We start from the raw sequence: 12,480 nt of genomic DNA on the forward strand, positions 1-12,480 counted from the left end.
ACCGGCGGGACGTCGCCCCGGAGAGCGGGACTGTTCGCGTCCGCCGTCAGTCGCCGAGCCGGGCAACGGGCAGCGAGATCAAGGCGCCGCCGAGCGCCTGTGACACAAGGCGTGGCGAGGACGGGTCACAGCACCGCTCCCGCGCCGCGCTGATCCACCAGCACGCCGGCGCCGACCGGGACCGCTTGATCGCCGACGCGCTGGGCGAGCTCGTCCGGGGCGCGCGAGAGGGCACGGGGGAGGGGAACGGGCACGCCGGACCGATTCGGCCCCGGGAACGACCAAGGGCCAGGTGGAGGAGATGTCCTCTGACCTGGCCCTTCAGTACTCAGAGCGGGCGACGGGAATCGAACCCGCGTAGCTAGTTTGGAAGACTAGGGCTCTACCATTGAGCTACGCCCGCATTGCGTGCGCCGCAGGTCCGGGGACCCTGGCACGGACAGCATCCTAGCGGGTCGTTCCGGCGGATCGCACACCACATTCCGTGCCCGCGCCGCGGCCTGTCCGAAATGGCTCTGGAAACACCGCGCATCAGAGGGTCTCCGGGCATGTACCCTACGTGTCGCACCGACGGGGTGTGGCGCAGCTTGGTAGCGCGTCCGCTTTGGGAGCGGAAGGTCGTCGGTTCGAATCCGGCCACCCCGACCACCGCAAGATCGCGTTGTGGGCTGATTGCCGCTTGCGGCTACTATGCAAGCTGCGTGCCCGTGTGTCTGATGTACCGGGCCGAAGTCCGCTGAACCGCTGAATCGCAGCGAGACGGCAGATCCCCCAGCAGTCAGCCACAAGGAGACCGAACCGTGAAGAGCGCCGTTGAGACCCTGAACCCGACGCGGGTTCGGCTCACTGTTGAGGTGCCCTTCGAGGAGCTCAAGGACAGCCTCGACGCGGCGTACAAGAAGATCAACCAGCAGGTCACGGTGAAGGGCTTCCGCAAGGGCAAGATCCCGGCCCGCGTCATCGACCAGCGCTTCGGCCGCGGTGCGGTGCTGGAGGAGGCCGTCAACGACGCCCTCCCGAAGTTCTACACCGAGGCCGTCAACGAGGCCGACCTGAACCCGCTGGGCCAGCCCGAGGTCGACATCACCGAGCTGAAGGACGGCGAGCTGCTGGCCTTCACCGCCGAGGTCGACGTGCGTCCCGAGATCGAGATCCCGGACTACTCCGGCATCGAGGTCGAGGTCGACGCCATCGAGGTCTCCGACGAGGACGTCGAGAAGTCCGTCGAGCAGCTGCGGGGCCGCTTCGCGTCCACCAAGGACGTCGAGCGCGCCGCCGCCGAGGGTGACGTCGTCACCCTCGACCTCGAGGCCAAGGTCGACGGCGAGGTGCTGCCCGACGGCGTCGCCTCCGACGTCTCCTACACGATCGGCTCGGGCGAGCTGCTCGAGGGCATCGACGAGGCCGTCACGGGCCTGGAGGCCGGTGGCGAGGCCACCTTCACCTCGCAGCTGAAGGGCGGCTCCGCCGAGGGCAAGGACGCCGAGGTCACCGTCAAGGTCACCAAGGTCTCCGCCAAGGAGCTCCCGGAGCTGGACGACGAGTTCGCCCAGATGGCGAGCGAGTTCGACACCCTCGAGGACCTCAAGGCGGACAGCCGCAAGCGCCTCGAGAACATGAAGCAGTACGACCAGGCCACGCAGGCCCAGGAGCGCGTCCTGGAGAAGCTGCTGGAGCTCGTCGAGGTGCCGATCCCCGAGAAGCTGCTCGAGGACGAGGTCAACACCCGCAAGCACAACCTGGAGCACCACCAGCTCGGCCAGATGGGCCTGGACCTGGCGAAGTACCTGGAGTTCCAGGGCAAGACGGTCGAGGAGTTCGACGCCGAGACCAAGGACCAGGCGATCAAGGGCATCAAGACCCAGTTCGTCCTGGACGCCCTGGTCAACAAGGAGAAGCTGGGCGTCAACCAGGAGGAGCTCACCGAGCACCTCATGCGCCGTGCCCAGTCCTCCGGCATGTCCCCCGACCAGTTCGCCCAGGCCGTCGTCGAGGGTGGCCAGGTCCCGATGCTGGTCGGCGAGGTCGCCCGCGGCAAGGCCCTCGCGGTCGTCGTCGAGGCCGCCAAGGTCGTCGACACCAACGGTGACGTCGTGGACCTCTCCGACGACGAGGACGAGGTCGAGACGGCCGCCGAGACCGTCGAGGCCGCCGTTGACGGCGACGACGAGGTCAAGGCCGACGAGGCCAAGTAACACCCCGGGCGAAGCCCGCTGAGCAGTGCCCCGAAGGGCCCGGACGCAGCCGCGTCCGGGCCCTTCTGCACAGCCGCAGCAAGGCCGCGGCCAGGCCTCCGCAGGGCTTCCGGAGCTTGCGCTCCGAGCGAACAGTTCGGGAAGCGGGATGGCGTTGTCCGACCTGCGCGTTAGGGTCCATGAATACGAGGGCACGTGATTACCCGGGCGTCGGCGGACCCGTCCGCTCCGGCTGGACCGCGCCCCAGAACGAGACGCTGAGACGGCACATGGCCGTCGGAGACGAGCAGGTGGATACGTGACGAATCTGAAGCCTTACGCCGCGGGTGAGCCGTCCATCGGTGGCGGCCTCGGCGACCATGTCTACAACCGGCTGCTCGGCGAGCGCATCATCTTCCTCGGCCAGCAGGTCGACGACGACATCGCCAACAAGATCACCGCGCAGCTCCTGCTCCTGGCCGCCGAGCCGGAGAAGGACATCTACCTCTACATCAACAGCCCCGGTGGCTCGGTGACGGCCGGCATGGCCGTCTACGACACCATGCAGTACATCCCCAACGACGTCGTGACCATCGGCATGGGCATGGCGGCCTCGATGGGACAGTTCCTGCTCACCGGTGGCGCCAAGGGCAAGCGCTTCGCCCTGCCGAACACCGACATCCTGATGCACCAGGGCTCCGCCGGCATCGGCGGCACCGCGTCGGACATCAAGATCCAGGCCCAGTACCTGCTGCGCACCAAGCAGCGGATGGCCGAGATCACCGCGTTCCACTCGGGCCAGACCGTCGAGGCGATCATCCGCGACGGCGACCGCGACCGCTGGTTCACCTCCGAGGAGGCCAAGGAGTACGGCCTCATCGACGAGATCATCTCGGCCGCGTCCAACGTTCCGGGCGGCGGCGGCACCGGGGCCTGATCCCGGTAACCACCGTCAGTACCCAGCAGCCGACAGCCCGCAGAACGCCACCAGGATGGTGAACACCCAGATGCAGAACAATTTCTCCGCGAGCGGCCTCTACTCCGGCCCGCAGGTGGACAACCGCTACGTCATCCCGCGCTTCGTGGAGCGCACCTCGCAGGGCGTGCGCGAGTACGACCCGTACGCGAAGCTCTTCGAGGAGCGCGTGATCTTCCTCGGCGTGCAGATCGACGACGCCTCGGCCAACGACGTCATGGCGCAGCTGCTGTGCCTGGAGTCGATGGACCCGGACCGCGACATCTCGATCTACATCAACAGCCCCGGCGGCTCCTTCACCGCGCTGACGGCGATCTACGACACGATGCAGTTCGTGAAGCCGGACATCCAGACGGTCTGCATGGGCCAGGCGGCCTCCGCCGCCGCGGTCCTGCTCGCCGCCGGCACGCCCGGCAAGCGCATGGCCCTGCCGAACGCCCGCGTGCTGATCCACCAGCCCTCCGGCGGCACCGGCCGTGAGCAGCTCTCGGACCTCGAGATCGCGGCCAACGAGATCCTGCGCATGCGCGACCAGCTGGAGACCATGCTGGCCAAGCACTCGACGACGCCGATCGAGAAGATCCGCGACGACATCGAGCGCGACAAGATCCTGACGGCCGAGGACGCCCTCGCGTACGGCCTGATCGACCAGATCATCTCCACCCGCAAGAGCAACAAGCTCTGACCCTTGCCGCCAGTTGGCGCGGGCACACCACCGGATTCGGCGATGTGAACCACGTCAAGGGGGCCCCGCACGGGGCCCCCGGCAAGGTACCGTCGGATATGAGGCACCAGGAGCGCTGAACCAGGCGTCTCCCAGGCGAAGGGGAAGCACCTCGTGGCACGCATCGGTGACGGCGGCGATCTGCTCAAGTGCTCGTTCTGCGGAAAGAGCCAGAAGCAGGTGAAGAAGCTCATCGCAGGACCCGGTGTGTACATCTGCGACGAGTGCATCGACCTCTGCAACGAGATCATCGAAGAGGAGCTCGCGGAGACCTCCGAGGTCCGGTGGGAGGAACTCCCCAAGCCCCGTGAGATCTACGAGTTCCTGGAGAGCTACGTCGTCGGCCAGGAGCCGGCGAAGAAGGCGCTCTCCGTAGCGGTCTACAACCACTACAAGCGGGTCCAGGCCGGCGAGAACGGCGGCGCGCAGGGCCGCGAGGACGCGATCGAGCTCGCGAAGTCCAACATCCTGCTGCTGGGCCCCACGGGCTCCGGCAAGACGCTCCTCGCGCAGACCCTGGCCCGCATGCTGAACGTCCCGTTCGCCATCGCCGACGCGACGGCGCTGACGGAGGCCGGGTACGTCGGCGAGGACGTCGAGAACATCCTGCTGAAGCTGATCCAGGCCGCCGACTACGACGTCAAGAAGGCCGAGACCGGGATCATCTACATCGACGAGATCGACAAGGTCGCCCGCAAGAGCGAGAACCCGTCGATCACGCGCGACGTGAGCGGCGAGGGCGTGCAGCAGGCCCTGCTGAAGATCCTGGAGGGCACGACGGCGTCGGTGCCCCCGCAGGGCGGCCGCAAGCACCCGCACCAGGAGTTCATCCAGATCGACACGACGAACGTGCTCTTCATCGTGGGCGGCGCCTTCGCCGGCCTGGAGAAGATCATCGAGTCGCGCGCGGGCGCCAAGGGCATCGGTTTCGGGGCGACGATCCGCTCCAAGCGCGAGATCGAGGCCAGCGACCAGTTCCAGGAGGTCATGCCGGAGGACCTGGTGAAGTTCGGGATGATCCCCGAGTTCATCGGCCGTCTCCCCGTCATCACCTCGGTCCACAACCTGGACCGCGAGGCCCTGCTCCAGATCCTCATCGAGCCGCGCAACGCGCTGGTGAAGCAGTACCAGCGGCTGTTCGAACTCGACGGTGTCGAGCTGGACTTCGAGCGCGAGGCGCTGGAGGCCATCGCGGACCAGGCGATCCTCCGCCAGACGGGCGCGCGCGGCCTGCGCGCCATCATGGAGGAGGTCCTGATGTCGGTGATGTACGAGGTCCCGTCCCGCAAGGACGTGGCCCGCGTGGTCATCACCGCGGACGTGGTCCGCTCCAACGTCAACCCGACGCTGGTCCCGCGCATCGTCCCGAAGGACCAGGGCCCGCACGAGAAGTCGGCCTAGCCGCACGGCAGTACGCAGAAGGGGCGCCCCGAACGGGGCGCCCCTTCTGCGTAAGGCGGCTGAGCGTCAGGCCTGGAGGCAAATACCGAAGCGGTGGTTCCAGTTGCTGATGCCGGCCCTCTCCAGGTGCTTCATGCACCCGTCGTTGGGGCTCTTCCACGGCTTGGAGAAGGTGGCTTCGATGGCCGGGAAGCCGCAGGCGCCGGCGACCTTGGGGCCGGCGATGTAGCCCAGGGCCTTGGCCGTGTTCATGCAGTCGCGTCCCGCCGCAGAAGCGGGCGCGGCGGCGGCCACCGGGACGGCGACGGCGGCCGCCGTCAGGAGCAGGGATGCGACGAAACGCTTGGTCTTCACGCTTGCCATGGTTTCTCCAGGGATGAGCAGGAGTGTCCGGTCAGGCGTGATTGGATCACAAGATCATTTAAGGGGCCAACTCGCTTTTCGCCGACCGTCATTCGCATGCGCCGCCCGGCGGTGACGCCGTCGGGTCAGGCCTTGGTGCGGCTGGTGTTGTAGAGCTTCGCCGCCAGTGCCGCCACCTCGTCGAGGGTGCCGCTGCTGCCGCCGAGTACGAGGGCGGCGGGATCGGCGGCGTTGATGCCGACCAGGGTCGAGTGGTCTCCCCAGGCGCACGAGGGGATTTCCATGTCCTTGGGCGTCTTGCCCGTGGTGGGCTTGGTGCTGATCATCTTGATGTTGGCGCACTTCATCACGGCGCCCTTGAACCCGTCCGGAGTGAATTCTTTCGGGGTGCCGACCAGTTCGTACTTGAAGCCGAGCTTCTCGGTCTCCTTGTTGTTCTGGCCGATGCCGGCGTAGTAGCCGTCGACCGCCTTCTCCGGGTCGGCAATGTCGCCCCACAGGCCGTTGGCCGCGAGCTGCTTGCCCTTGCCGTCCGTGCCGATCTGGTACTTGGCGGTCGCGTTGTGCGCGTTCTGCACGCCGAGCGCCTCGGCTTTGGTCTTCCCCTCGCCGGTGACCGGGGTGTCCGTCGAGGGAGCGCCGGTGGTGTCCGGCGCCTTCTGGTAGCTGTCGAGCGAGGCGGGGTAGGCGAGCTTGTAGCCCTTGGTGTCGGAGCCCACCGACCCGGCGCCGCCGCCTAGGAGGTACCAGCCGCCGCCTGCGATGACAGCCACCGCGACGACCGCGGCGATGATCACGCCGGTCTTGGACTTCTTCGGGGGCTGGCCGCCGTACGGGGCCTGCTGCGGGTGGCCGTAGGGCGGGGTAGGCGGCTGCTGGGGGTAGCCCTGAGGGGGGACGCCCGGCTGCTGCGGATAGCCGTAGCCCGGCTGCGGGGGCGCGGGCTGGCCGTACGGGCCCGGCTGCGCGGCCTGGCCGTACGGGCCGGGCGGCGGCGGGGGCTGCTGCCCGTACGGTCCCGGCTGCTGAGGCTGCTGTCCGTAAGGCCCCGGCTGGTTGTAGCTCATCCCGCGTCCCCCTCTGAGGTTGCTTATACGTTCCTCACATCCTGTCTGAAGCCGAAGCCCGGCAGGGCGCCGGGCCCCTCCCCAACCGGTTTCATGACTGGACTGTTACGGCCCTAAACTGAGCCCCGTGACCGAGAACACGCAGACACCCAGCAGCCCCCACTCCGAACTGCCGACCGCCTACACGCCGGCCGATGTAGAGGGGAAGCTCTACGAGCGCTGGGTAGAGCGTGGGTACTTCACGGCCGATCCCGCGAGCGAGAAGCCCCCGTACACCATCGTCATCCCGCCGCCGAACGTCACCGGCTCCCTGCACCTGGGGCACGCCTTCCAGCACACGCTCATGGACGCCCTGACCCGTCGCAAGCGGATGCAGGGTCACGAGTCGCTGTGGCTGCCCGGCATGGACCACGCCGGCATCGCCACCCAGAACAAGGTCGAGCAGCAGCTCGCCGAGGAGGGCAAGTCCCGCCACGACCTGGGCCGCGAGGCGTTCGTCGAGCGCGTCTGGCAGTGGAAGGAAGAGTACGGCGGCAAGATCCTCGGCCAGATGCGCCGCCTCGGCGACGGCGTCGACTGGTCCCGCGAGCGCTTCACCATGGACGAAGGCCTGTCCAAGGCCGTCCAGACCATCTTCAAGAAGCTCTACGACGACGGCCTGATCTACCGCGCCGAGCGCATCATCAACTGGTGCCCCCGCTGTCTGACGGCCATCTCCGACATCGAGGTGGAGTACCAGGAGGACGCGGGCGAGCTCGTCTCCATCCAGTACGGGGAGGGCGAGGACACCCTCGTCGTCGCCACCACCCGCGCCGAGACGATGCTCGGTGACACCGCCGTCGCCGTCCACCCGGACGACGAGCGCTACAAGCACCTCGTCGGCAAGCAGATCAAGCTGCCGCTGACCGACCGCACCATCCCGGTCGTCGCGGACACGCACGTCGACCCCGAGTTCGGCACCGGCTGCGTCAAGGTGACGCCCGCCCACGACCCGAACGACTTCGCCATCGGGCAGCGCCACAACCTGCCCAACATGACGATCATGGACGAGCGCGGTGTCATCACCGTCCACGGTCCCTTCCTCGGCCTGGACCGCTACGAGGCCCGATCCGCGGTCGTCGGCGCGCTGCGCGAGCAGGGCCGCATCGTCGCGGAGAAGCGCCCGTACCTGCACTCCGTCGGACACTGTTCGCGCTGCAGCACCACCGTCGAGCCGCGCCTGTCCCTCCAGTGGTGGGTCAAGGTCGAGACCCTCGCCAAGAACGCCGGTGACGCGGTCCGCGACGGCCGGGTCGCGATCCACCCGGTGGAGATGGAGAAGCGCTACTTCGACTGGGTCGACAACCTCAACGACTGGTGCATCTCGCGCCAGCTCTGGTGGGGCCACCGCATCCCGATCTGGTACGGCCCGGCCGGCGAGGTCCTCTGCGTCGGACCCGACGACGAGGCGCCGACGGGCGAGGGCTGGACCCAGGACACCGACGTCCTGGACACCTGGTTCTCCTCCGGCCTGTGGCCGTTCTCCACGCTCGGCTGGCCGGAGAAGACCCCGGACCTGGAGAAGTTCTACTCCACCGACGTCCTGCTCACCGGCCACGACATCATCTTCTTCTGGGTCGCCCGGATGATGATGTTCGGCCTGTACGCCATGGACGGCCAGGCGCCGTTCAAGACGATCGCGCTGACCGGCCTGGTCCGCGACGAGCGCGGCAAGAAGATGTCGAAGTCCGCGGGCAACGTCGTCGACCCGCTCGACTGGATGGACAAGTACGGCTCCGACGCAGTCCGGTTCACCCTGGCCAAGGGCGCCAACCCCGGCACCGACGTCCCGATCGGCGAGGACTGGGTCCAGGCGTCCAGCAAGTTCGCCAACAAGATCTGGAACGCCACGCGCTTCGCGCTGATGAACGGCGCCACGATCGAGGGCGAGCTGCCGCCGGTCGAGCAGCTGTCGGCCACGGACCGCTGGATCCTCTCCCGCCTGAACAAGACGATCGCGCAGGTCGACGCGTACTACGAGGACTTCCAGTTCTCGAAGCTCAGCGAGGCGCTCTACCACTTCGCGTGGGACGAGGTCTTCGACTGGTACGTCGAGCTGTCGAAGACGACCTTCTTCGCGGGCGGCGAGCAGGCCAAGGTCTCCGCGCGGGTCCTCGGCGAGGTCCTCGACGTCATGCTGCGCCTGCTGCACCCGGTGGTCCCGTTCGTCACCGAGACCCTGTGGACCACCCTCACCGGGCGCGAGTCGCTGGTCGTCGCCGACTGGCCGAAGGACAGCGGCTTCCGCGACGACGCCGCCGAGGCCGAGATCGGGAGCATCCAGACGCTCACCAAGGAGGTCCGCCGCTTCCGCAAGGAGCAGGGCCTCGACGACAAGCAGAAGGTCCCGGCCCGCCTGGACCTGACCGGCACCGTGCTGGCCGCCCACGAGGCCGCCATCCGCCAGGTGCTGCGGCTGCAGCCCGAGGGCGAGTCCTTCAGCGCCACCGCGACCCTCCCGGTCGCCGGCGCCACGGTCGCGCTCGACCTGTCGGGCACCATCGACGTGGACGCCGAGCGCAAGCGCCTCACCAAGGACCTCGGCGCCGCCGAGAAGGAGAAGCAGCAGGCCGAGGCGAAGCTCGGGAACGAGGCCTTCCTGGCCAAGGCCCCCGACAACGTCGTGGACAAGATCAAGGGCCGGCTGGCCAAGGCCGAGGCGGACATCGCCCGGATCCAGGCCCAGCTGGCAGCCCTGCCGGCGGCCTAGCAGCCGTTGGACGAGCGAGAGGAGGCCCCTGCACCGGACGACGGTGCGGGGGCCTTCGCCGTGCGCCGCGACGCTGCGCGGCTCGGCGCGGGGTCACAGCAGGCGGTCGCCGAACCGTGCCACGACCAGCCCCGCCACCACGGCGTACGCCGCCAGCGGCACCAGCCAGTGGGGGAGTTGTCCGCAGCAGGGAACCGGGCGCCGCGACGGCGGCCCATACGCCGAGCCACATCCGGCGCGGGAGCACCGCACCGGCCGTCAGGACGAAGAGGCGGGTCATCCCGGGTGCGGATGCGGTCGTACGTGAGGATGCCCGACGCCGGCGCACCGATCAGGCCGCCGATCAGCAGGAGCAGGGCCGTGCCCCGGTGGGCGGTTGTTCCGGTCGTCATTCCTCCGAGGCCAGGAGCGGGGGCGGTCCAGGGGGAGGGGCGCAAGGTCGCGGGCTGCCGGGACCTCCGACCTGTCCGAAGTGCCCTAAATCACTCCGTTTCCCCGTCGGCTGGATCTCATCCGCGGCACCGACCACGGATGATGGAGGGCATGCACGTCAAGCCCGTCGCCCCGGTGTTCCACCGCTGCGTGGCCGCCGGCCGTCGGCTGGCCGACACCTGGCCCGGTTCACCGCGGGCGGTCGACGTGCTCACCGCACTGGGCTGCCTCGGGCTGATGGCCCTCGACCTGCCGGGCCTGGCCGCCGCCGACAACTCGCTGAGCGGACCCGCCGCGGCCGTCGTGCTCGCCCTGGGCTGCGCGACGCTGCTGGTGCGCCGCCGACTGCCCTGGATCTCGTACCTGGCGGCGCTGCTCTTCATCGGATGGCTGCACGAGCTGACCCTGATCCAGTTCGCGCTCTACTCGGTCGGCCGTTTCCGCGGGCGCCGGGCGGGGATCCTGGCGACGCTCGGGTACATCGCCTTCGCGCTCGTCATGTTCTGGGTGCCGGGCTGGCCCGAGCCGCAGGGGCACACGCTCAGCGGCTTCCTCAGCATCGTCGTGCCCATCGGCGCTCTCGCCTCGGCGGTGGGCATCGCCGCCTACCGGCACGACCTGGTGCGGGAGCTGACCGCCCGGCGGGCCGAGTCCGCCGTGTTCCGGGCCGTCCAGCAGGAACGCGTCTCCGTCGCCCGCGACGTGCACGACTTCGTCGGGCGGGAGCTGACCCTGCTGACGGTGCGGTCCGAGGTGCTGTCGGTACGGGCGCGCGAGACGGCGCACGCGAAGGACTTCGAGGAGCTGGCCGACACCGCGCGCCGGGCCCATCTGGTGCTCAACGAGATCATTGTGCAGCGGGGCGAACGGGCCTCGACCCCGGGGGTCGACGGGCTGCCGGCGCTGGCGGAGGAGAGCGGACGGGCCGGTTCGCCCGTCCGGCTGGCCATGGACGAGGGCGTGCACGGGCTGTCGCCGCTGCGGCAGGCGGCGGTCTACCGGGTGGTGCAGGAGTGCCTGACCAATGCCGCCAAGCACGCGCACGGGGAGACCATCGACGTGTCGATCGCGGCGGACGGCCCGCGGCTGCGGATCGCCGTCAGCAACGCCCTGCCGGCCCGGACCCCGGGCCGGGCCCCCGTCTCGGCGGGCTCCGGCACGGCGAGCATGTCCGAGCGCGTCCGCAGCCTGGGCGGAAACCTGACGGCGACCCGCACGGACGACACGTACGAGGTCGTCGCCACCCTGCCGAGGGGTTAGGCCGCCTCTTCCGGATCTTGCCTGACCCGCGCCGCCGCCCGGCGCCGCACCTCATCCCCCAGACTCCGGCCGGGGGGACCCCCAGGTTGTCGAGGCTCCCGAGGACGTCCGGTCATCGGGAGCCCCTCCGCCTTGCGATCCACGGCACCGGCCGACGCGGGCCCAACCGGCAGGGTCCGGAAGAGACGGCCTAGCCCCGGGCCGGGGTCAGCAGACTGTTCAGCGTGTCCAGGTCCTCCACGCAGCGGCCGGAGCCCAGCGCCACGCAGTCCAGCGGGTTGTCGGCGACGAAGACCGGGATGCCGGTCGCGGAGGCCATGCGCAGGTCGAGTCCGGGCAGCAGGGCGCCGCCGCCGGTCAGGACGATGCCGTGCTCCATCACGTCGCCGGACAGCTCCGGCGGGCATTCCTCCAGCGTGCCGCGGACCGCCGCGATGATCGCCTCGACCGGCTCGTCGAGGGCGGCGCGCACGTCGGCCGCGCCCAGCCGGTGCGTCTTCGGCATCCCGCCGACCTTCTCGCGGCCGCGCACGGTGAAGGTCGCCGTCTCCAGCTCGGGCCGGTCCGGCACCGGCCAGGCCGAGCCGATCGCCAGCTTGGCGTGCTCGGCGGTGCGCTCGCCGATGAGCAGCGCGTACTCCCGGCGTACGTGGTCCATGATCGCCGCGTCGAGCCGGTCGCCGCCGATGCGCAGCGAGCGGGAGGTGACGATGCCGCCGAGGGAGATGACGGCGACCTCGGAGGTGCCGCCGCCGATGTCCACGACCATGGAGCCGCGCGGTTCGGCCACGGGCAGTCCGGCGCCGATCGCCGCCGCCATCGGCTCCTCGATCAGGTGGACCGCCTTGGCGCCGGCCCGGGTGGAGGCGTTGACGATGGCCCGCCGTTCGACCGGGGTGACGCCGGAGGGTACGCAGATCACCATCCGGGTGCGGGTCCGCCGGCCGGGGACCGCCTTGCGCACGAAGTGCCGGATCATCTCCTCGGCGGCCTCGTAGTCGCAGATCACGCCGCCCTTGAGGGGGCGGATCGCGGTGATGGACCCGGGGGTGCGGCCGATGGTCTCCTTGGCGTCCGCCCCGACGGCCAGGGCGGTGGTGGTGCCCGCCTTGACGGCGACCACGGACGGCTCATTGAGGACGATTCCGTGCCCGCGCGCGTAGACGAGGGTGTTGGCGGTTCCCAGGTCGATGCCTATGTCGCGGCTGGATGCTGTCTTGTTGCTGCTGGCCAGCGGCATTTGTTCCCCAATCTGCTGCTCGCAAGGCTTGCATGACGATCAGGTCACTTCCGGCGCCGGAGGTCCCGAAAGGGCCGGGCCGAAAGTCCTCCCG

General features: G+C 69.4%; 10 protein-coding genes and 2 tRNA genes. 7 read left to right on the plus strand and 5 right to left on the minus strand.

Going from position 1 to position 12,480, the window contains the following annotated elements:
* Positions 1 to 125: 125 nt before the first annotated feature.
* Together OHA91_RS24790 and OHA91_RS24795 are read right to left on the minus strand one after the other, a co-directional pair.
* Entirely contained in the window at positions 126 to 254 is a 129-nt protein-coding gene (locus OHA91_RS24790; RefSeq protein WP_266501173.1) for a hypothetical protein, read from the minus strand.
* Positions 255 to 332: 78 nt separating this feature from the next.
* Positions 333 to 403: transfer RNA gene (locus OHA91_RS24795), tRNA-Gly, on the minus strand.
* Positions 404 to 571: 168 nt separating this feature from the next.
* Between OHA91_RS24795 and OHA91_RS24800 the strand changes: the two genes are divergently transcribed.
* The 5 genes from OHA91_RS24800 (at position 572) to clpX (ending at position 5,275) form a co-directional block, all read left to right on the plus strand.
* Positions 572 to 648, plus strand: a tRNA-Pro gene (locus OHA91_RS24800).
* Between the two features lie 152 nt (positions 649 to 800).
* On the plus strand, positions 801 to 2,195 hold the full coding sequence (gene tig / locus OHA91_RS24805; RefSeq protein WP_031145623.1) for a trigger factor: 1,395 nt from the start codon (positions 801 to 803) through the stop codon (positions 2,193 to 2,195).
* Between the two features lie 298 nt (positions 2,196 to 2,493).
* On the plus strand, positions 2,494 to 3,111 hold the full coding sequence (locus OHA91_RS24810) for an ATP-dependent Clp protease proteolytic subunit (protein ID WP_030649990.1): 618 nt from the start codon (positions 2,494 to 2,496) through the stop codon (positions 3,109 to 3,111).
* Between the two features lie 55 nt (positions 3,112 to 3,166).
* Positions 3,167 to 3,835, plus strand: coding sequence for an ATP-dependent Clp protease proteolytic subunit (locus OHA91_RS24815; protein WP_030649987.1), 669 nt, complete (start codon positions 3,167 to 3,169; stop codon positions 3,833 to 3,835).
* Between the two features lie 153 nt (positions 3,836 to 3,988).
* A complete protein-coding gene (gene clpX / locus OHA91_RS24820) occupies positions 3,989 to 5,275 on the plus strand; it encodes an ATP-dependent Clp protease ATP-binding subunit ClpX (protein WP_030840753.1) in 1,287 nt (428 codons plus the stop codon).
* A gap of 66 nt (positions 5,276 to 5,341) precedes the next feature.
* Here clpX and OHA91_RS24825 read toward each other — a convergent pair whose 3' ends face one another.
* Positions 5,342 to 5,629 (minus strand): hypothetical protein, encoded by a 288-nt coding sequence (locus OHA91_RS24825; protein WP_136234667.1) that lies wholly within the window; start codon positions 5,627 to 5,629, stop codon positions 5,342 to 5,344.
* Positions 5,630 to 5,763: 134 nt separating this feature from the next.
* Positions 5,764 to 6,705 carry a hypothetical protein gene (locus OHA91_RS24830; protein ID WP_266501237.1) on the minus strand — a complete coding sequence of 314 codons (942 nt, stop codon included), beginning with the start codon at positions 6,703 to 6,705 and terminating at the stop codon, positions 5,764 to 5,766.
* 127 nt (positions 6,706 to 6,832) lie between these two features.
* On the opposite strand from OHA91_RS24830, the gene OHA91_RS24835 reads away from it, so the two are divergent.
* Together OHA91_RS24835 and OHA91_RS24840 are read left to right on the plus strand one after the other, a co-directional pair.
* Positions 6,833 to 9,454, plus strand: a complete 2,622-nt coding sequence (locus OHA91_RS24835) for a valine--tRNA ligase (protein ID WP_266501240.1) — start codon at positions 6,833 to 6,835, stop codon at positions 9,452 to 9,454.
* 543 nt (positions 9,455 to 9,997) lie between these two features.
* Complete coding sequence (locus OHA91_RS24840) at positions 9,998 to 11,146, plus strand: sensor histidine kinase (protein WP_266501244.1); 1,149 nt, start codon at positions 9,998 to 10,000, stop codon at positions 11,144 to 11,146.
* Positions 11,147 to 11,336: 190 nt separating this feature from the next.
* Here OHA91_RS24840 and OHA91_RS24845 read toward each other — a convergent pair whose 3' ends face one another.
* On the minus strand, positions 11,337 to 12,386 hold the full coding sequence (locus OHA91_RS24845) for a rod shape-determining protein (protein WP_328740037.1): 1,050 nt from the start codon (positions 12,384 to 12,386) through the stop codon (positions 11,337 to 11,339).
* Between the last annotated feature and the right edge of the window lie 94 nt (positions 12,387 to 12,480).

This window comes from Streptomyces erythrochromogenes, from assembly GCF_036170895.1.
Classification (GTDB): Bacteria; Actinomycetota; Actinomycetes; order Streptomycetales; family Streptomycetaceae; genus Streptomyces; species Streptomyces erythrochromogenes.